The organism is Sideroxydans sp., from assembly GCF_054604835.1.
On sequence record NZ_JBTSFG010000003.1, the window covers coordinates 147,081 to 165,002 of the forward strand.

Consider the following 17,922-nt stretch of genomic DNA (forward strand, 5'->3'; position numbering starts at 1 on the left):
AGGAGTAAACGGAATGGCAACTACATCATCAATTTCAGGTGGCGGCATCGATGTCGATGCCATCGTCAGCGGATTGATGACGATCGAACGTCTTCCGCTTGACCAGCTCACCAAGAAGCAAACCAGCTACCAGTCGAAGATCACTGCGCTGGGTACGTTACAAAGCAAGGTAGATGCGCTTCAGACAGCAGCCAAGAATCTGGGCAGTTCCAGCACCAGCAGCTTGACGTCGTTCAAGACCACATCCTCCGACAGCAGCATCCTTTCCGCCACCGCCGGCACCACCGCCGTGGCGGGAACCTATTCCCTGACAGTGTCCAGTCTCGCGGCATCGCAGAAACTGGTCGCTGCCGGACAGACCAGCAGCACCGCCGCCATCGGCAGCGGCGCCGCCACCGTGGTCACGTTCGACTTCGGCACCATCAGCGGCGGCACACTGACCAACGGTGTCTATACCGGCGCCAGCTTCACTTCCGGCGGCACCACCGCCAACATCACCATAGATTCCAGCAACAATACCCTGCAGGGCATACGTGACGCGATCAACAGCGCCAGCATGGGCGTGACTGCCAGCATCGTGAACGACGGCAGCGGCACTCCGTACCGCCTGGCCCTGTCATCCAACGATACCGGCATTGCCAGCAGTATCAAGATCACAACCGACGGCGCGGATGCCAGCATCGCCGGCCTGCTGGCCCATGACCCTGCCGGCACACAGAAACTGGCCGAGACCGTCACTGCCAGCAATGCCCAGTTCAAAGTGAACGGTATCGATATCACCAAGACCACCAATGTCGTGAGCGATGCCATTGACAGCATGACACTGACGCTGAAACAAGTTACCGCCACGCCGGTCACGTTGACGGTGGAGCGCGACAATGCCGGCGTGACCACTGCGGCAACGGCACTGGTCACCGCCTACAACGACCTGTATTCGGCGATGAAGAACTCCACCGCATACAAATCCGGCTCCGCGTTGGCGGGAGACCGCACCCTGCAGTCCCTGCAGCAGCAGATGCGCGAGATTGCCGCGACTGCGGTCGGCAGCGGCACATTGACCAACCTGTTCGAAGTCGGCATCAACTTCAAATCCGACGGCACCATGCAATTGGACAGCACCAGGCTGGCGACAGCGATGGATACCAATTTCAACGATGTCGCGACCCTGTTCAACAGCACGACAGGCTTCGCCACACGCTTCGAAAGCTGGGCCAAGGGGGTCGTCGGCGGCAACGGCATCTTTGAAAACCAGACTACCAGCTGGAACAACACCATCAAGCAACTCACCGTCCAGATCGACGCGATGGAAGTGCGCATGTCCAGTCTGGAGAATATGTACAGACAGCAATACAGTTCGCTGAACAGCCTGCTGGCGAGTATGCAATCGACCAGCTCTTACCTGTCGCAGCAATTAACCAGTAACGGGGGATAACCAATCATGAACGCTCGTGCCGCACTTAATTCCTATGCCAAGGTCGGCATGGAATCCAGCGTTATCAGCTCCGACCCGCACAAGCTGATCTCCATGTTGTATCAGGGGGCCATGCTGGCTATAGCCAATGCCAAGAACGGCATCCTGCGCAAGGACATCGCCGCCAAGGGCGAAGCCATCTCCAAAGCCATGCTGATCATCAGTGAAGGCCTGCAAGCCAGTCTGGACCAGAATGTCGGCGGCGAACTGGCGCTGAACCTCGACGCACTCTACAGCTACATGTGCGTGCGACTGGTACATGCCAACCTGCACAATGACATGGAAGCACTGGATGAAGTCGCACGCCTGCTGAACGAACTGAAGGGCGCATGGGACAGCATCCGCCAAGTGACCGCCACTGCCCAACAGCAAGCGCAGGCAGAACCCGTACCGGCACAGATCAACAAGCAACCCGCACTCGTTTACGGAAGAATGTAAGTCATGAACATGATCGTCGAAGATTACCAACGCCTGTCGGACATCACCGGCAAGATGCGCGAAGCCGCCGCAGCGGGAGAGTGGGACGAACTGATCGCACTGGAGCGCCGCTGCAGCAAGCAGGTCGCCGAACTCAAGCCGCGCGACGGCGTACCCGCCGACGAAACATCCCGGCAGCAGAAAGTTGCGCTGATCAAAAAGATGCTGGCAGACGACAAGGCGATCCGCGACAAGACCGAGACCTGGATGCACCAGTTGGACAGGATCATGAAAAGCGCTCGCAGCGAGCAACGTCTGCAGCAGGCCTATCTGTCGCAAGGCTGATCACGCCCGGCAATGAGCCATGCTGCCCGCAGACCTGCTCGCCGCCACCCTCACCAGGATCGCGACCACCGATAAGCCGCTGATCACCGCCTCGCCCGACAAACAGGCGCAACAGAACAGCCTCAAACTGGAAGTCGGTCAACAAGTGCAGGCGACCGTGCAGGCGAAAGTCGCCGCCGATGTGTTTCAGGTCAAGGTCGCCAACCAGACCATGCAGATGCAACTTCCGGCGTTCGTACGGCCGGGCGATCTGATCACTCTGCAAGTCGTCTCGCTACAGCCCCGCCTCACCTTTTCCTTCGCCGCCTCGGTCAACCCGCTCTCCACTTCCGAACAACTCGGCTCGACCGCGCGCATGCTCTCGTCCTTGTCGCAACAGCCGATACGACAGGATTACGTCCCGCCGACACGCCGCGAGCCGTTATGGATAGGCGAGCGTGCCGCGCCGGACACCTCGCAACTTGCCGGTCGCTTGCAGCAGAGTCTGAACCACAGCGGCCTGTTCTATGAATCGCACCAGGCGCAATGGATCGCCGGCACACGCACCACCCCGCAACTGATGCAGGAACCTCAAAATCTGTTCCGCCCGCAGGTCGCCCTGTCTGCCGCTCAGCCCACTGCATCCCAAGCGGCCATGGCGACGCCGGCCTCCCTCCCCGCAGGCGCCGAATCAAGCCCGCGCATGCCGACCATCCCGGAACATCTGCAACCCCTCGTTCAGCAACAGCTACAGGCTTTGGAGAACAAACAGGTGGTGTGGATGGGGCAGGCCTGGCAGGGGCAGGACATGCGCTGGGAAGTGCGCGAAGAAGATGCTCGATCCGGCAAGGAGGGCGAGGACGCCAAACAATGGGTGACAGAATTGCATCTCGACCTGCCCAAGCTGGGCGGCGTGACCGCTCGCCTGAGCATGAACGGCAACGCAGTCAGCCTGAAGTTCGAAGTCGCCGACGAGCAGACCGCCCGCACGATGGGAGCCGCCACCGAGCAATTGGTCGCGTCGCTGACCGCCCACGGTGTACCCGTGTTGCAGACCCTCATCGAACGCCCGCCCGAGGTGCCGCAATGAACCAGCCCAACCGCCAATTGGCCGTCGCCCTCGCCTATCGCAGCGGCGACACCGCGCCTAAAGTCGTGGCCAGCGGGCGCGGCCTGATCGCACAGGCCATCATCGAACGCGCCAAAGAACACGGGGTGTTCGTGCATGAATCTGAAGAGCTGGTGGCGATGCTGATGCAGGTCGAACTGGATCAGCACATCCCGCCGATGCTTTATCTGGCAGTGGCCGAGCTGCTAGCATGGCTATACCGACTGGAGCGGGGAGAAATCCCTGCTATTCCTCCCACCGTTAAAGCATCCTAACCGTTAGAATCGCGCAGGTATTCATTCAGGATAGGCCGCACCATGCGCAGCAAAGAGATTCCGCTCAAGATCGAAGTATTCGCCCAGGACGACGAGAACGATTTCATCCTGCGCGATCCGCGCGAGATCCTTGCCGTCCTGCGCGACATCGTGCAGCAACGCAATCGCGTGGCACTCTATTACAACGACGACAGCAGCATGGTGCTGACCCTGCTGCTGTCGGCCGACGAGACCGGCATCTGGGTCGACGCTTCGCCCAACCCGGTCGACAACCGCAATATCGAGCGCAGCAACCGCATCGTCTTCGTCAGTACCCACAACATGGCCAAAGTGCAATGGGTATCCACCGAGACCACGCAGGGCCTGTACCAGAATTCTGCGGCGTTCTTCCTGCCGCTACCCAAGAAGTTGTTGCGTCTGCAGCGACGCGACTATTACCGTTTGCTCAATGCCGAGCCGAACGCCCTCAGATGCCTAATCAGGCCATACGCCGCAAAGAAGCATGTCCATCACGAAGTGACGGTGATGGACATCAGCATCGGCGGCGTGGCACTGGTCTGCGCCGAGGACGGCGTGGAATTGACGCCGGGATCGACCTATCAGGATTGCCAGATCGACCTGCCGGATGTCGGCACTATCCGCACCGGCATCGAAGTAAAGAACGTATTCGAAGTCACTGCGCGCAACGGCGAGATAAAACGCCGCGCCGGCTGCGTATTCGTGAATCCGGACGCCGAAGCCCGCATGATGCTGCAGCGCTACGTGGCACAGGCACAGCGCGAGCTGGCCAGGAAAAAAATTCCGAGGAGTGAGTTCGAGTAAAACTACTGGACGGCCTGTTGCTCGCTTGCCATAGCGAGACGCTGATCGGTCATGGGCTGCGATTTGATGAACGATTCGATTTTCACTTCTATGACCTCGACTTCTGCAGGCAAGCCGAGGCACTCAATCTCCGCATGGGGACTTGGCCGCTCTCGGAGATACATGAAAGCGTGGGCAATTTCGGATCGGATGGCTGGATATCTTCCTGCTTGAGATACTTTGAAAAGTGGGGCGACTAATTTGCCACGGGTAGACTGCCGCGCCAGCAATTTCAACCGGATCAATTCGAATCCTGCTTTGCACCTTCCTTGACCGGTTTTAAAACCTCATGCGCCAGCCTGCCGACATATAGTCCAAATATCTCCAGATAGCCCACTTGGCCGGTAACGCGGAACCGCCCCTTCAGCCAATCAGTCACCACCAGTTCATCCAGTACTTTTTCCGTCCCAGGGAACGACATCGGCGCGTGTCGAATATCCAAGGCCAGCTCGCATTGCAGGTGAGACTCTTCCATGAGCACCGTAACCAGCCGCTCAAGAATGAATATCTTCATCTGATAGTCAGTACCCGCACGATACTTAGTGTAGCTGAGCAACCTGGACTTCAGTGCGGAATCCGGACCTTCACAGATCGCATAGATATGCTCAAAGCAGGCGAACCACCGCTTCCAAAACGAATATCTTGCCACGAAATAATTGCTGAAGATGGTTGTCGTCCGGTCGCAAACGATAGATTGCAGATCTATTTTGATGTCCAGTGATTTCAGCACATCCTGGGCAACATCGACCATTCCCGGGTGGTTCACTTCCCCTTGCATGAACGGATTGATGTGTATCGCCCCCTGATCGAAAAACGGAGAGAAACTCACAACCTCATCCACCGACTGCCGAACCACCGCCAGCACATCCTCCCCCCGCATCCGCGTCTTCTCGAAGAACCGTGGCGAAAAGAACCCTAGGTAAGTGTCATCGTCAAAAGTCTGCTCCAGCAACACCTTGCGGATCGGCCAATATTCGCACCAGTCCGGGCGCGGGTTATCCAGATTGTCTAGCGGCATGAATGCCGGATCGAGCTGCGCACGCGTCCTTTCGTCATAGAAAATCTGAAATATCCTGACATCATTTGCCACCTGCCTACACCCTTCACGACTTGCCGGGACCTTCGCTGAGCTGGAGGTCCTATCATCCGTTTGCGCCACTACCGCCAGTCGCTTCCAGAGGTCGGGCGAATCCTGCGGAACATTGGACAATATCTGGCGCAGAGTCTCGATCACATCAGCGTCACCCGGCTGCTCCCGCAAGATGCGCCCCAGAACCTCCAGAGCCGCACCTATTTCGCCCCCAGCCAACTTCATGGAAGCATAGTTCCTTGCCACGATCCCGGCGTTGCCTTCCAGGGTCATACCTTTCGCGAAAAGTTCCTCCGCACGTTTCTGCTCGCCCGCATTGAAACACTGGACAGCAAGGTCGTTGTAAACCTCCCAGCAGGAACTGCCTTGACTAGCCAACTTCTCAAGAAGGTTCCTCCCCTCTTTTGACCTGCCCACAGCGAACAGACGCTCGGCTTCCTCATATCCCGCCCTTTCTGACAGCGGATTGTCTAGGTCTGTCTTTTCTTGAGCTCCGTCTTTCCAAGCATGATCAAATGGCTGATTACTCGTAGCCACCTTGCCTTCCTGAGGAAGCAAGCGTGAAACCATCTCAGTGCATTTGTAGAGTTCATCATTCAGGCGAGTGACCGTTTCAAGCGCGAATACATCGTGCTGACCCGTGAGTGAAATAAGCTCCTTGTAGCTAAACTGATACAACGCTCTGATCTTCTCCTTGGTGTCCGGATCCGTCAGCAGATCGAACAATATCCCGATGGCCAGCAATCTGGCCCACGGAAATGAGTTGTCGCCTAGCGCAGCCATGGCAAAAACGAACTTGGGCACACAATCGTCCGGGCGGCGAAATTGTTCTACTTCGGGAAAGATAGAGACCAATTCGTCGAAGGTGTCGATATGCGAATATCGTTTCAATACATAATGGAACTCCGATCTGTCGCGGATGCGTACCTCCGGTCGGCTCCCGCTCGCATTCATCTCGCCATCACGCACGCGAAACCTGACCAGCCGATCCGGAAGTACGCGAATCTCATACTTGAAACACAGCCGCACCCACATATCGAAGTCGGTTAGCTGCGCTAGAGCATCCTGATACATCCCGCAATCAGCATAGCATTGCTTCCGAATCAGTACGCTGGGATGACAAAGAGCATTGCCGCGGAAGAAGAAATGGCGCAGCCATTCCTGACGTGAACGATTCGGCTGGTTGAATATGCTGTAATGAAAATGCGACTGGTCAGCCAGAGGCTGTCCACGCTCATCGATTGGCTTAGTGTTGGTAAATACCGCCCCGACATCCGGGTTAACCTCAAGGCAATCAACCTGCTTCTGGAGCTTGTCCAACTCCCAGACGTCATCCGAGTGATGGATGGCGATGTACTCGCCTGTTGCGATCTCGGAGATGGCCTTGTTTACTCCGAACACACCGCCGATGTTCTTTTCATTTCGATAAGCTTTGATACGAGGGTCGGAGTATTGCCCGATCAACTCCCACGAATCATCCGAAGAGCCATCATCCCAGATGATCAACTCGAAATCGGAAAAGGTCTGCTTGAGCGCGCTATCGATCGACTCGCGAATGAACTTTGCGTGGTTATAGGAAGAGAGAATGATCGAGACTTTTGGCATATTCAATTTTCGCAGTCAGTTTATTGTTTTCGAACGATGTTACTCAATACCGCATTGATACATCGGCGTTCCCGATAACTGCTCAGTCCTTTTCAGGATCACGAAAAACCGCGTCAATCTGTTCAGCGGAAGGGAAACCAGGAAAGTACTGTGCACGATGGACGGTTCGTTCATACGCACTTGGGTAACAGCGTTCCGCGAAAGTCTTTTCGTCGCCGTTATCGAACCGTGTGGAGGCCGCCAGCCGTAGTCTTCCTTCGGTTCCATTTGTGGAGCTGCGATGGACGGTGAACATGGACATGAAGATGACGTCGCCCACTTCAACCTCGGCCGGAACGAAATCTTCTTCCCGGTACTGATCCGGCGCCACTTCCCATGACACACTCCCGCTCCCCGTCATGGGCAGCAGCCCGCGCTTATGGCTGCCTGGGATCACCTCCAAAGGGAAATTGTCCCGATCCACGTCCACCAGCGGGATCCACACGACCACGCCATCTAGACTCCCCTGCACCGAAGGGAAATCCTGGTGGGTGACCAGACCGAAATAGCCATCGGGGATCTTCAATTCGTGAGCCATGATGTGGACCACCTGCCCGCCCGCGACAAATATATCCGACCAGCCGAATCTATCGCGCAGAAATCCGGTGACCCTCGGGTGATGCATCAGCTGATAGACATCGAGCTTTCGCCAGAGCGCGGCAGCAACTTTCTTGTACCTGTCAAAATCATGGCGATGAAGGGCATGCATCGCCGAGAAGGTATCTTCGCCGCCGACGCCGACTCGTCCGTGCAACTGGTCGGCAAAGGTAGCACTTATGGAATCCTCGACTGCCCGCACGCTCTGCCTGTCCAGCAGCTGCTTCGCTATAAAGAAACCATCCGAGTTGAATGTTGCCAGCTCTGCAGTCATCGGTTAGTCCTCCGCAAACTCGGCATAGCCGAAACCGGTCTGCCCGAAACCGTTGCCGTTATAGAACATATAGCGGCGAGCACCGACGTCCACCACTTCAGGATAGGCCAGCATGAACGAATCCCAGCCCGCGGCGCTCGGCTCAATACCAACCAAGTCGTCCATGCGCTGCCACACCAGTCCGTCGGCTGACTCCGCATAGCCAATACGGTAACTATTCTCCCGTGCACTGCGGTAATCGGCATGACTGCGATAGCTGTACCACATGCGATAGAGTGAACCATCCTTGCGTACGCTCGCGCGCACGATTCCGCCCTCCGCCGGACTCGCATAATCGATGGCGACCCTGCCATCCCTGCGCCAGTGGATGCCATCATTCGATTCGGCATATTTCAGGTGGTAGCGCGGCTCCATCCGGCCATCGAGCATCTCCCAGCCGGTGCATGACAGGTACCAGTTGCGCCAAATCCCATTCTCGATCCGTATGCAAGTCGTTGCGCAAAAATACGGCTCTTCTGCCGTACGGTCCATCACCGGCCCATCGAACATGCGGCGATAACTTTGCCCGCCGTCCTCGCTCACCGCCAGTCCCACCGAGTTGTGGTAGGGCACCGTATTGCGCACGTTCCAGCCGATGTAATAGAGATATTTCAGCCCTCTCCAGCCAACGATCGCAGAGGGCATCATGCCGCAATCATCGAACGTCCCCGGCTGGCCCAGCGGCAATATCGGTTCCGCCTGGATAGCGAGAATATTGGCAGGGTTCTGCGCATCCACTTCCATCTTCGCGATCAGGCTACGGTTGGATTCATCCCGGCTGCTGAACAGCACCCTCAATTGCCCTTCGTCCAGCACGTCCACCGTGGGAATCTGGGCGTGCGTCCGTGCCCACGGCAGGCGCTCATCCACCGAGTAGATCAACCCGCGCTTGTTCCAGCACAATGGCTTCATGACGGATCAGCTTCCTTCTTTCTCAAAGATGCAGTTATAGAGGCCGTCATAGTTCTGCACCTGCACCTTGCATCGCAAAACGAAGCCGCGGCTTTCGAAATGCGAAACGGCAAACGAATCCATGGATTCCTGCGTCAATTCGATAAAGATCGATTGGGCCGATTCCAGACAAGCATCAGCGCCGGACAGCACCTCTGCCTCGGAGCCATCAACGTCGATCTTCAGATACCGCGGCCTGGGCATACCCATCAGACCGCTCAGATCATCCAGCGCGCACTTCAACACCGGATGCGAATGTTCCGGCTGGAACGCATTGCCAAAAACGTCCATCGGCTTGTCCAGTATCTTCTCGTGCCCGCCCAGCTCCATGCGTTTGATGTGGATACGGCCCACCGACCTCGCCGCCGATATCGCCAGGTTGTAGCAGCCCTCCAGTGCCACACCATTCGAACTGGAGTTGAGGAAATTGTTGTACGCCAGCAGAAAGTAGTTCATCGGATCGGGCTCGATTGCGATAACCCGCAAGCCGCAGGCCGCCGCATACATCGCAAAGATGCCGTTGCTCGCGCCGATATCGTACACCACCTCCCCTTGCGGGATCGTGTCGATCCAGTCGAGGATTTCCGGCTCGATGTGCTCATGGCCGCAAGCCATCCACAGCAGGCGACGTGACAGGCAAAGCCAGTCCAGTTTCTTTCCCCGAACCATAGTGCCGTACCTGAAACTCTCCAGGTCGAAACCATCAGCCTTTCTCAGTTGCTCAGGGCCAACCATTGGCTCCAGCGGGATGAACTCTCGTTTGAGCGCCATTATCTCCTCGCTACAGCCTGATCTTGGTACTTGGTATTGACAACTTCTCGGCCGGATTGCCTTTGTATGCCCCCCATGCCTCAGTGTCCTGCGTCACGGCGGCGGCCATCGCAACAAATGAGCCCTCGGCGATCTTCAGCCCGTCACACAGTGTCGAGTTCACCCCGAAGAAGCTATACCGACCGATCTCGCAATGTCCGGACATCACCACATGCGAGGTGAAGGTCACATGATCATGGATAACGCCATGGTGGCCGATGTGATTCCCGCTCCACAGCACCACGTTGTTGCCGATCGTGGTGAATGGCTGGATGGTGTTGTCTTCCAGGATGAAGCAGTTGTCGCCGATCTCGTTGCCGAACACCGTCGCCTTGCTGCTGACGTAGCTGATGCAGCCATAGCCTTTGGCTCTGATCGCGTTGTAGACCTGCTCGCGGTCGCGATTCATGTTCTTTGGCGACATGGGCGCGAAGAACATATGCCCAGCGGGCGGATAGATATCCTGGACCTCTTCGAACGACACTACCGGCAAGCCGCGGAACACACCACCTTGGGGCAGGTAGTCGCGATTGACGCTGAAGGCAACCACATCATGCGGCGAGTCATGCACCAGGTAGAAATGCGCCAGCTCCGAAAAGTCCCTGATACCGAAAATCACGACCTTAGCCATGGAGCGGCTCCTTATAGACATAGACGGTATATTCGTAAAGTCCGTAATCGTTGCGAATCACGAAATGCCGCGTCAGCTCCTTCGTCAGGAATGAGATCAGCAGGTCAGCCGGCAGATGAAACAAGTCCTCCCGCTCCCAGTCGACCGCTTTGGACATCACATTGAAAGCCAGGCCATGGCGCACCCTGGGAAAGACCACGCGCAGCACCTGCTTGAAATACGCGAACATCTCCTCAAACGACAATTCGCGCTTCTCGGTGAATACGCCATTCATCACGACGTAGTCGAATTCGCGCAATCCCTCGGGGGAGTCCAGCACGTCCAGGCAAGTGAAATCAAGATGCGGATATTTGCTGCGGGACAATTCGCAAAAGGCTGCGGAAGCATCCAGCCCGTGATACTCAAGTCCGGCAAACCGACTGTGCTGCAAATACGGATACAGATGCGAGGCGCCGCAGCCAAAATCCAGCAGCGTCATGCCCGACTCCTGTTCGCGCACGACTTCCAGCATCACACGATAGCGCTTCTCTGCATCCTGCCGGTTCGGCCAATCCACCCCAAGGTGGGAGTCGCCATGCTTCGCAAGGCAGTCTTCGTAATGGCCGATAATCTCCCGGTATCGGTGATCGCTCATAGCAGATCCATCTCGGCGAGCAGCCGCCGCGCTTCAGGCTGTGGATTGAACATGAGCACATCGAGGATAGACAGCCACGGCACGAACTCGCCATTCCCTTGCGGATAGCACACCGGCCGAGAACGCAGAAACTTTAGTTGCACGCCCTGCTCTCTGAAGCTGGCGCGGTCATACAGTTCCTCGCCGCCGATTGGGTTGATGTAGACACCCGCCTGTTCCTGCCGGCAGATATCCAGAATGCGTTCCTGCCCGCTCAATTGAGAATTGCGATAGATACGGGATGTGCTTCCTATTTCCACCTCCAGCGCCAGATAACTGGCGATCTCGCGCAAGCTGTTGAGCAGGAATTCGTCCAGTCGGCGCGCGGGGTAGTTGATCAGCTGTTCCATCAGCGCCGAGACCTCGGCATAACAGGGTGCCTTGACATAGGCCTGGCGGATGGTTCGCAACAGTTTGTCGCGCCAGTCTTGCTCTTCCACCAACTCGATGTCGCAGATGAGTCTGTTCTGGCTGGCACCGCGCAACGGTACCGTGAACATATGCCCCGCCCCCTCAAGCAACAGGCGATTGCGGTTCACCCAGCCGCGATTGATGTAATGCACGTCGTCGAACACCACGAACTTGTCCACTGCCGCCATCAGCTGGAAATAGCCGATGTATGGAAGGAAATAAGGCTGCATGATGGCGATGGTCCTCATTCGCCCGCTTATCCCTTGACCAGTCCGATCACTGCATCGAGCTGCTCCTCGGACAGCCCCGGATAGATCGGCAGGCAAAGTACCTCTTGCGATGCCCGGCTTGCCACACTCAGGTTCGCCTGCGCGGCGGACGGCAACCCGCGGTACATTGGGAAATCGCTGATAAGCGGATAGAAGTAGCGCCGCGCGAAGATATCGTGCTCGCGCAGCTTGAGGTAGAGCTCGTCGCGGCTCAGCACATAGCCGGGCTGCACCAGAATGGGGAAATAGGCGTAATTGGCGACATCCTCTTGGACCGCCGAGAGACAGCGTATCCCCTTCACGCCGGAGAAAGCCTGACGATAGCGCGTGTCGATGGCCTTGCGCTGTTGCAGCGCCGCATCGATACCCTTAAGTTGCAACAACCCCAATGCCGCATTGAACTCGCTCATCTTGCCATTGATGCCTGGGGCAATCACGGTCACCTCATCGACGAAGCCGAAGTTCTTCAGATGATCGATTCGCTGCTTGGTCTTTGCATCCGGCGATACGATGGCGCCGCCCTCAAAGGTATTGAACACCTTGGTCGCATGGAAACTCAGCACTGACAGATCGCCATGGTTAAGCAAGCTGCCGGAGTGGTATTGGACGCCGAACGCATGCGCTGCATCGTAGATCACTTTTAGATTGTAGTTGTCCGCGATCTTCTGGATGGCATCGACATCACAGGGATGACCATACACATGCACCGCCAGGATGGCCGTTGTGGAGGGCGTGATGGCGGCTTCGATCTTGGCCGGATCTAGGTTCAGGGTGTCCGGATGGATATCGACAAAGACCGGCTTGATGCCGTTCCAGAGCAGCGAGTGCGCGGTAGCTACGAAAGAATATGGCGTCGTAATCACCTCGCCGGTGATACGTAGCGCCTGCAAAGCAGTGACCAGGCCGATGGTGCCGTTGGTGAAAAGGGAGATGTACTTGACGCCGAGGTAATCACATAGAGCCCGCTCCAGCTGCTGGTGAAAAGAGCCGCCATTGGTGAGGACCTTGCTATCCCATATCTGTTGCAGATAGGGAAGGAACTCTTCCAGTGGTGGCAGGACCGGTCTGGTCACGTAGATCGGCTCATTCGGCTTCGTCATTTGCTCACCACATACAGGATGCTGGAGGGAATCATGCCCAGCGACCGGAAGACATCCTTCCCAAAATACTCTTCCCCGAGCTCGGCCACGCGGAACCCGTGACTGCGGATCTTATTCACGTAGTCATCATGTGCGTAGAGCCTGACATGGTCGTCTTGCCCGTACAATCTCCACCTGCCGGCCGCATCTGTCACGCTCGGATCTTCCACAGTCTTCTCCAACCCCACGATGATCGGAGCAACAAGGATGCCACAACCGCCCGTCTTTGTGATTCGGAAGAGCTCGCGGATCGCCTGGTCATCGCTTGCCACATGCTCGAGCACATGGCTGCAAATGAAGAAGTCATAACTCTCGTCTGCAAAAGGCAGAGACTGAAGATCGACCTTGTAATCCACATGATCCATAGCAAAGTCCGCAGTCTCGTAATTGTCGAACAACTGCCGGAGTCTTTTCGAGAGTGCCTCTTCGGGGGCGAAATGCATCACCTTGCTTGAACGACTTAAGGTGCTGTTTTCGAGTTGCTGATCCAGCCACAGTGCATAAAGACGCTCGCGATCCGAAGCTCCGCAACGGTTGCATGAATAGTATTCCAGCGAAACCATTTCGCCTTTGCCCAGATACGGAAATCCGTGCAACTTCGCACTCTCGAGGTAAAACGCCGGGAGCGGCAAGAAAGAAACAGGCGAACTTCCGCAAACAGGACAAGAGAATTGCGCCAGTTCCGCTGCGAGCGCTTGCTTGCCCTGCAAACTCTCCTCCAGGGTATCGACATCATCTCCGCTCAGACCGTACTGTCTGGCGAGCACAAGAACCTCGCGCGCGACCTCGGTCTGCCCAGCGCTGTGTAGTGCATCAACATAGCTCAGCCAGTATTGTCCGTGTGTTGGTTCGACATCGAGTGCTGCGGTGAAATGCGACAAGCCGGCGGCCGGTTGATCCATCTGAACGTACAGCGTACCCAGATTATGGTTTGCCTTCGGATGACTTGGATCTGAATGCAGAATAGTCCGATAACCGGCTTCCGCTTCGCGCAGTTCACCAGCCTGATGATGTGCGACTGCCTGCTGAAAAATCTGCTCTATATTCAGCATCCCGGCTTTCTGATTTGTCATCACAATGACCCCGTTCACGCTATCAATAGCAGCGTGCTTTCCAAAACAAAGATTTACACCTGCATGTTCATAATGTCATTATAGGCCGCCACGAACTTGTTGCGCACCTGAACGGCGGTCTGGAACGAGATATTGGCTTTCTGCATGGCGATCATAGTGTCGGACAGGCTGACTTTGTCATCCCCCAGTATGAAAGCCTTCTGCAGTGACTCTGACTCTCGCTGCATCTGGTTCACACCATCCAGCGATGATTTCAGCACATTGGCAAAATCGACACCGCCGGCGGCGGTCGTGGATTTCGGGCCGGACAGGGCGTTACCTTGGGCAGCTGCAACCGCCGCCTGCATCTGGGATAACAGATTGTCTACATTGCTCACGTTCATGCTCATGGGGCACCTCCTTTAATCTCGCGCGGCTTGCGCGCATTGACCGATGGCGTCACAGTAACAGGGCAGGAATTGTGGCCTAAAGCCGAATAGCGCCGTAATTTCCCCGCTTTTCCAAAGACCATGCTTGCTCGACAGGCAGATAATCCGCATCGTAAAACGAGTGTAGGTGCGGGCAGACCGTCTGGTTTTAGCCGTGACTTACAAGTTGGAGCATGAACAGGGTGAACAGTATGGCTACTACGAACATCAACAATCCATCGATGGCGCAACTGCTGCTGGGTATCCCCAGCCAGCAGAAACTGGGACTGATGGTCGCTGTCGCGGCAACGGTCGCGCTGCTCGCAGGACTCTGGATGTGGGGGCAGTCTGAAGACTATCGAGTACTGTACGCCAACATGTCCGAGCGCGACGGCGGCGCCGTCATCGAGTCTTTGCAGCAGCAGAACATCCCCTACAAATTCGCCGAAGGCGGTGGCGCGCTGATGGTGCCATCCGACCGTGTACATGAAGTGCGCCTTAAGATGGCTGCACAGGGCCTGCCTAAAGGCGGCACGACCGGGTTCGAACTGATGGAGAACCAGAAGTTCGGCACCAGCCAGTTCCTGGAGCAGGTCAACTTCCAGCGTGCCCTGGAAGGCGAGCTGGCACGCTCGGTGCAGTCCATGGCCTCCGTCGCCAATGCCCGCATCCATTTGGCCATTCCCAAGCCCAGCGTGTTCGTCAAAGACAAACAAAAACCAACCGCCTCCGTGGTGCTGGCGCTCTATGCCGGTCGCACGCTGGATGAAGGTCAAGTCAACGCCATCGTGCATCTGGTCTCCAGCAGCATCCCCAACATGCCCGCGCAGAACGTGACCGTGGTCGACCAGAGCGGCACCCTGCTCTCTGCCGCGCGTGATGGCAACCGCCAGATACTGGATGCTTCGCAACTCAAATATGTGCGCCAGATCGAACAGGATTATGTGAAGCGCATCGAGGACATCCTCAGCCCGATCACCGGCGTGCAGAACGTGCGCGCACAAGTCACCGCCAGCTTGGACTTCACCACGACCGAGCAGACCTCGGAGCTGTTCAAGCCGAATCAGCCGCCGAATGAGGCTGCCGTACGCAGCATGCAGAGCACGGAGGCCCTTAATGGCGTGAAGTCCGCAGGCGGCGTACCCGGCGCACTGACCAACCAGCCGCCTGTGCCGGCTACAGCCCCGCTGGTGACGCCCGCCAATGCAGTCACCGCCGCAAACGGCCCAGCGGCGAACAACACACAAAAAGCGCAGACCACCAACTATGAAGTGGATCGCACCATCCAGCACTCCAAGCTGCCCACCGGCAACATCAAGCGCCTGTCGCTGGCGGTGGTGCTGAACAACCGCAGCGTGGCGGACAAGGACGGCAAGATCGTGTCCACACCGTATACCGAACAGGAAAAAGCCCAGATCGCCTCGCTCATCAAGGAAGCGGTCGGCTTCGAAGAGCAGCGCGGCGACACACTCAACCTGCTCAACAGCGCCTTCAACGACACGACCGAAGTATTGCCCGAGATCCCCATCTGGAAACAGACCGAGATCATCGAGCTGGCCAAGGACATTGTGAAATATCTGCTCATCATCGGCGGCGTGTTCTTCCTGCTGTTCGGCATCATCCGCCCGGCATTCAAGTCGGTGGCAGATTACACACCCGCCCCGGAGTACACGGGTGGCGGTGCAAACGAAGAAGGGATAGCCATGGGGCATGGCCAGCCGATGACGGCAGCCCACGCCTACGAGAACAACCTGCAGATCGCCAAGCAACTGGCCAAGGACGACCCCAAGATCGTCGCCACGGTGGTCAAGGAATGGGTGAATAAAGAATGAGTGACGAAGGCGTAAACAAGAGCGCGATCCTGCTCATGACACTCGGCGCCGACGAGGCCGCCGAGGTGATGCGCTATCTTGAACCCAAGGAAGTGCAGAAGATCAGCTCCGCGATGGTCTCGCTCAAGAACCTGTCGCGCGAACAGATCGCCAACGTGTTCGACGAGTTCCATACCAGCGCCTCGGAGAAGACCACCATCGGCATGGACTCCAGTGACTACATCCGCAACATGCTGAACAAGGCCCTGGGCGACGACAAGGCGGCCGGCCTGCTCGACCGCATCCTGCACAACAGCGACACCAGCGGCATCGAGAGCCTGAAGTGGATGGACCCGGAATCCGTCGCGGATCTGGTCACCAACGAACACCCGCAGATCATCGCCACCATTCTTGTCCACCTGGAACCGGACCAAGCGTCAGCGGTGCTGACCAAATTAACCGAGCGTACGCGCAACGATGTTTTGCTGCGTATCGCCACGCTGGACAGCGTGCAGCCCACGGCGCTGCACGAATTGAACGATGTGCTGACCAAACTGCTGTCTGGTAATGCCATGCAGAAGAAGAGCATACGCGGCGGCATCAAGACCGCCGCCGAGATCCTCAACTATATCGGCAGCACGCAGGAGCAGATCATCGAGTCGGTGCGCACGCACGATGCCGAACTGGCGCAGAAGATCATGGACGAGATGTTCGTGTTCGAGGACATCCTGGAAGTGGATGATCGCGGCATCCAGCTGGTGCTGCGCGAAGTCCAGTCCGAATCGCTGATCGTTGCCCTCAAGGGTGCCAGCGAAGAGATGCGCGAAAAGATCTTCAAGAACATGTCGCAACGCGCCGCCGAGATGCTGCGCGAGGATCTGGAAGCCAAGGGCCCGGTCAAACTCAGCGAAGTGGAATCCGAGCAGAAGGAGATCCTCAAGGTCGTGCGCCGTCTGGCCGACGAAGGCCAGATCGTACTAGGCGGCAAGGGGGAGGATGCATATGTCTGATATCGTCACCAACGAGGCAGATACCCTCACCGCCTGGCAACGCTGGGAACTGCCCGCCTTCGAATCCGGCCGCAATAACGTGCGCGCCAATCTGCCCACCGCCGCCGAGCTGGAGCAGATGCAGCAGCAGGCGCGCGAGGAGGCCTCGCAAGCCGGTTACGAGGAAGGCCGACAACGCGGTTACGCCGACGGTCTGCAGCAAGCGACCCAAGAGAACCAGCATCTGGTCGCGCTCGCAAATTTACTGAGCCAGAAGGTCGATGACCTGGTGGTGCAAGAACTCACCGGACTGGCACTGGATGTCGCACGCCAGGTGATTCAGCAGGCGGTCAAAGTGCAGCCGGAACTATTGCAGGCGGCCGTGCGCGAAGCGATCAACACCCTGCCGGTATTCAATCAGGCCGCGCATGTGATCCTGAACCCTGCTGATGCCGCCATGCTGCGCGAACGCATGGGCGAGCAACTCGCGCATACCGGCTGGAAGATACTGGAAGACGTGCGCATGGCGCGCGGCGATGCCCGACTGGAGACCGCCAACAGCCAGGTCGACGTCACGCTGGCCGCGCGCTGGGAGCGCGTGCTCGCCGCCATGGGAAAAGACGCCCCCTGGTTGATCAGAACGGAAGAAAACTGAACC

At 57.2% G+C, this 17,922-nt stretch carries 19 protein-coding genes; 9 read left to right on the forward strand and 10 right to left on the reverse strand.

The window, feature by feature from the left end:
• Positions 1-13: 13 nt before the first annotated feature.
• The 6 genes from fliD to ACYCZ5_RS06340 are packed head-to-tail and all read left to right on the forward strand — an operon-like array spanning position 14 to position 4,417.
• Positions 14-1,432 carry a flagellar filament capping protein FliD gene (gene fliD / locus ACYCZ5_RS06315; protein ID WP_461543944.1) on the forward strand — a complete coding sequence of 473 codons (1,419 nt, stop codon included), beginning with the start codon at positions 14-16 and terminating at the stop codon, positions 1,430-1,432.
• 6 nt (positions 1,433-1,438) lie between these two features.
• Complete coding sequence (gene fliS / locus ACYCZ5_RS06320) at positions 1,439-1,909, forward strand: flagellar export chaperone FliS (protein WP_461543945.1); 471 nt, start codon at positions 1,439-1,441, stop codon at positions 1,907-1,909.
• A 3-nt stretch (positions 1,910-1,912) separates the two neighbouring features.
• A complete protein-coding gene (locus ACYCZ5_RS06325; RefSeq protein ID WP_461543946.1) occupies positions 1,913-2,233 on the forward strand; it encodes a flagellar protein FliT in 321 nt (106 codons plus the stop codon).
• A gap of 19 nt (positions 2,234-2,252) precedes the next feature.
• On the forward strand, positions 2,253-3,302 hold the full coding sequence (gene fliK / locus ACYCZ5_RS06330) for a flagellar hook-length control protein FliK (RefSeq protein ID WP_461543947.1): 1,050 nt from the start codon (positions 2,253-2,255) through the stop codon (positions 3,300-3,302).
• The gene (locus ACYCZ5_RS06335) at positions 3,299-3,595 is read left to right on the forward strand and encodes an EscU/YscU/HrcU family type III secretion system export apparatus switch protein (protein ID WP_461543948.1); all 297 of its coding nucleotides are present in this window, start codon (positions 3,299-3,301) and stop codon (positions 3,593-3,595) included. The genes fliK and ACYCZ5_RS06335 overlap by 4 nt, the downstream gene beginning before the upstream one ends.
• Positions 3,596-3,637: 42 nt before the next feature.
• The gene (locus tag ACYCZ5_RS06340) at positions 3,638-4,417 is read left to right on the forward strand and encodes a flagellar brake protein (protein ID WP_461543949.1); all 780 of its coding nucleotides are present in this window, start codon (positions 3,638-3,640) and stop codon (positions 4,415-4,417) included.
• Between the two features lie 280 nt (positions 4,418-4,697).
• Here the strand turns inward: ACYCZ5_RS06340 and ACYCZ5_RS06345 are convergent, their stop codons facing one another.
• The 10 genes from ACYCZ5_RS06345 to fliE all read right to left on the reverse strand — a co-directional run bounded on the left by ACYCZ5_RS06345 (position 4,698) and on the right by fliE (position 14,446).
• Positions 4,698-7,151 carry a glycosyltransferase gene (locus ACYCZ5_RS06345; protein WP_461543950.1) on the reverse strand — a complete coding sequence of 818 codons (2,454 nt, stop codon included), beginning with the start codon at positions 7,149-7,151 and terminating at the stop codon, positions 4,698-4,700.
• A gap of 82 nt (positions 7,152-7,233) precedes the next feature.
• Complete coding sequence (locus ACYCZ5_RS06350; RefSeq protein ID WP_461543951.1) at positions 7,234-8,061, reverse strand: phytanoyl-CoA dioxygenase family protein; 828 nt, start codon at positions 8,059-8,061, stop codon at positions 7,234-7,236.
• A gap of 3 nt (positions 8,062-8,064) precedes the next feature.
• Positions 8,065-9,012, reverse strand: a complete 948-nt coding sequence (locus tag ACYCZ5_RS06355; protein WP_461543952.1) for a glycoside hydrolase family protein — start codon at positions 9,010-9,012, stop codon at positions 8,065-8,067.
• A 6-nt stretch (positions 9,013-9,018) separates the two neighbouring features.
• Positions 9,019-9,822 (reverse strand): FkbM family methyltransferase, encoded by an 804-nt coding sequence (locus ACYCZ5_RS06360; protein WP_461543953.1) that lies wholly within the window; start codon positions 9,820-9,822, stop codon positions 9,019-9,021.
• A 10-nt stretch (positions 9,823-9,832) separates the two neighbouring features.
• A complete protein-coding gene (locus ACYCZ5_RS06365; protein ID WP_461543954.1) occupies positions 9,833-10,492 on the reverse strand; it encodes an acetyltransferase in 660 nt (219 codons plus the stop codon).
• Positions 10,485-11,126 carry a class I SAM-dependent methyltransferase gene (locus tag ACYCZ5_RS06370; RefSeq protein ID WP_461543955.1) on the reverse strand — a complete coding sequence of 214 codons (642 nt, stop codon included), beginning with the start codon at positions 11,124-11,126 and terminating at the stop codon, positions 10,485-10,487. The genes ACYCZ5_RS06365 and ACYCZ5_RS06370 overlap by 8 nt, the downstream gene beginning before the upstream one ends.
• Positions 11,123-11,824 (reverse strand): WbqC family protein, encoded by a 702-nt coding sequence (locus tag ACYCZ5_RS06375; protein ID WP_461543956.1) that lies wholly within the window; start codon positions 11,822-11,824, stop codon positions 11,123-11,125. Before ACYCZ5_RS06375 ends, ACYCZ5_RS06370 begins: the two co-directional genes overlap by 4 nt.
• A gap of 8 nt (positions 11,825-11,832) precedes the next feature.
• Positions 11,833-12,945, reverse strand: a complete 1,113-nt coding sequence (locus tag ACYCZ5_RS06380) for a DegT/DnrJ/EryC1/StrS family aminotransferase (protein WP_461543957.1) — start codon at positions 12,943-12,945, stop codon at positions 11,833-11,835.
• The gene (locus tag ACYCZ5_RS06385; RefSeq protein ID WP_461543958.1) at positions 12,942-14,057 is read right to left on the reverse strand and encodes a methyltransferase domain-containing protein; all 1,116 of its coding nucleotides are present in this window, start codon (positions 14,055-14,057) and stop codon (positions 12,942-12,944) included. The genes ACYCZ5_RS06380 and ACYCZ5_RS06385 overlap by 4 nt, the downstream gene beginning before the upstream one ends.
• A gap of 53 nt (positions 14,058-14,110) precedes the next feature.
• Positions 14,111-14,446: a flagellar hook-basal body complex protein FliE gene (fliE, locus tag ACYCZ5_RS06390; protein ID WP_461543959.1), complete on the reverse strand. Its 336-nt coding sequence runs from the start codon at positions 14,444-14,446 to the stop codon at positions 14,111-14,113.
• 230 nt (positions 14,447-14,676) lie between these two features.
• On the opposite strand from fliE, the gene fliF reads away from it, so the two are divergent.
• Genes fliF through ACYCZ5_RS06405 form a run of 3 tightly spaced genes read left to right on the forward strand, consistent with a single transcriptional unit; the run spans position 14,677 to position 17,919 of the window.
• Positions 14,677-16,296, forward strand: coding sequence for a flagellar basal-body MS-ring/collar protein FliF (gene fliF / locus ACYCZ5_RS06395; RefSeq protein ID WP_461543960.1), 1,620 nt, complete (start codon positions 14,677-14,679; stop codon positions 16,294-16,296).
• A complete protein-coding gene (gene fliG, locus ACYCZ5_RS06400; protein ID WP_461543961.1) occupies positions 16,293-17,285 on the forward strand; it encodes a flagellar motor switch protein FliG in 993 nt (330 codons plus the stop codon). Before fliF ends, fliG begins: the two co-directional genes overlap by 4 nt.
• On the forward strand, positions 17,278-17,919 hold the full coding sequence (locus tag ACYCZ5_RS06405) for a flagellar assembly protein FliH (protein WP_461543962.1): 642 nt from the start codon (positions 17,278-17,280) through the stop codon (positions 17,917-17,919). Before fliG ends, ACYCZ5_RS06405 begins: the two co-directional genes overlap by 8 nt.
• Positions 17,920-17,922 lie beyond the last annotated feature (3 nt).

Bases quoted from the DNA above. Each gene is read 5' to 3' on its own strand.
- fliD (WP_461543944.1), top strand. From the start codon at position 14: ATGGCAACTACATCATCAATTTCAGGTGGCGGCATCGATGTCGATGCC.
- fliS (WP_461543945.1), top strand. From the start codon at position 1,439: ATGAACGCTCGTGCCGCACTTAATTCCTATGCCAAGGTCGGCATGGAA.
- ACYCZ5_RS06325 (WP_461543946.1), top strand. From the start codon at position 1,913: ATGAACATGATCGTCGAAGATTACCAACGCCTGTCGGACATCACCGGC.
- fliK (WP_461543947.1), top strand. From the start codon at position 2,253: ATGCTGCCCGCAGACCTGCTCGCCGCCACCCTCACCAGGATCGCGACC.
- ACYCZ5_RS06335 (WP_461543948.1), top strand. From the start codon at position 3,299: ATGAACCAGCCCAACCGCCAATTGGCCGTCGCCCTCGCCTATCGCAGC.
- ACYCZ5_RS06340 (WP_461543949.1), top strand. From the start codon at position 3,638: ATGCGCAGCAAAGAGATTCCGCTCAAGATCGAAGTATTCGCCCAGGAC.
- ACYCZ5_RS06345 (WP_461543950.1), bottom strand. From the start codon at position 7,151: ATGCCAAAAGTCTCGATCATTCTCTCTTCCTATAACCACGCAAAGTTC.
- ACYCZ5_RS06350 (WP_461543951.1), bottom strand. From the start codon at position 8,061: ATGACTGCAGAGCTGGCAACATTCAACTCGGATGGTTTCTTTATAGCG.
- ACYCZ5_RS06355 (WP_461543952.1), bottom strand. From the start codon at position 9,012: ATGAAGCCATTGTGCTGGAACAAGCGCGGGTTGATCTACTCGGTGGAT.
- ACYCZ5_RS06360 (WP_461543953.1), bottom strand. From the start codon at position 9,822: ATGGCGCTCAAACGAGAGTTCATCCCGCTGGAGCCAATGGTTGGCCCT.
- ACYCZ5_RS06365 (WP_461543954.1), bottom strand. From the start codon at position 10,492: ATGGCTAAGGTCGTGATTTTCGGTATCAGGGACTTTTCGGAGCTGGCG.
- ACYCZ5_RS06370 (WP_461543955.1), bottom strand. From the start codon at position 11,126: ATGAGCGATCACCGATACCGGGAGATTATCGGCCATTACGAAGACTGC.
- ACYCZ5_RS06375 (WP_461543956.1), bottom strand. From the start codon at position 11,824: ATGAGGACCATCGCCATCATGCAGCCTTATTTCCTTCCATACATCGGC.
- ACYCZ5_RS06380 (WP_461543957.1), bottom strand. From the start codon at position 12,945: ATGACGAAGCCGAATGAGCCGATCTACGTGACCAGACCGGTCCTGCCA.
- ACYCZ5_RS06385 (WP_461543958.1), bottom strand. From the start codon at position 14,057: ATGACAAATCAGAAAGCCGGGATGCTGAATATAGAGCAGATTTTTCAG.
- fliE (WP_461543959.1), bottom strand. From the start codon at position 14,446: ATGAGCATGAACGTGAGCAATGTAGACAATCTGTTATCCCAGATGCAG.
- fliF (WP_461543960.1), top strand. From the start codon at position 14,677: ATGGCTACTACGAACATCAACAATCCATCGATGGCGCAACTGCTGCTG.
- fliG (WP_461543961.1), top strand. From the start codon at position 16,293: ATGAGTGACGAAGGCGTAAACAAGAGCGCGATCCTGCTCATGACACTC.
- ACYCZ5_RS06405 (WP_461543962.1), top strand. From the start codon at position 17,278: ATGTCTGATATCGTCACCAACGAGGCAGATACCCTCACCGCCTGGCAA.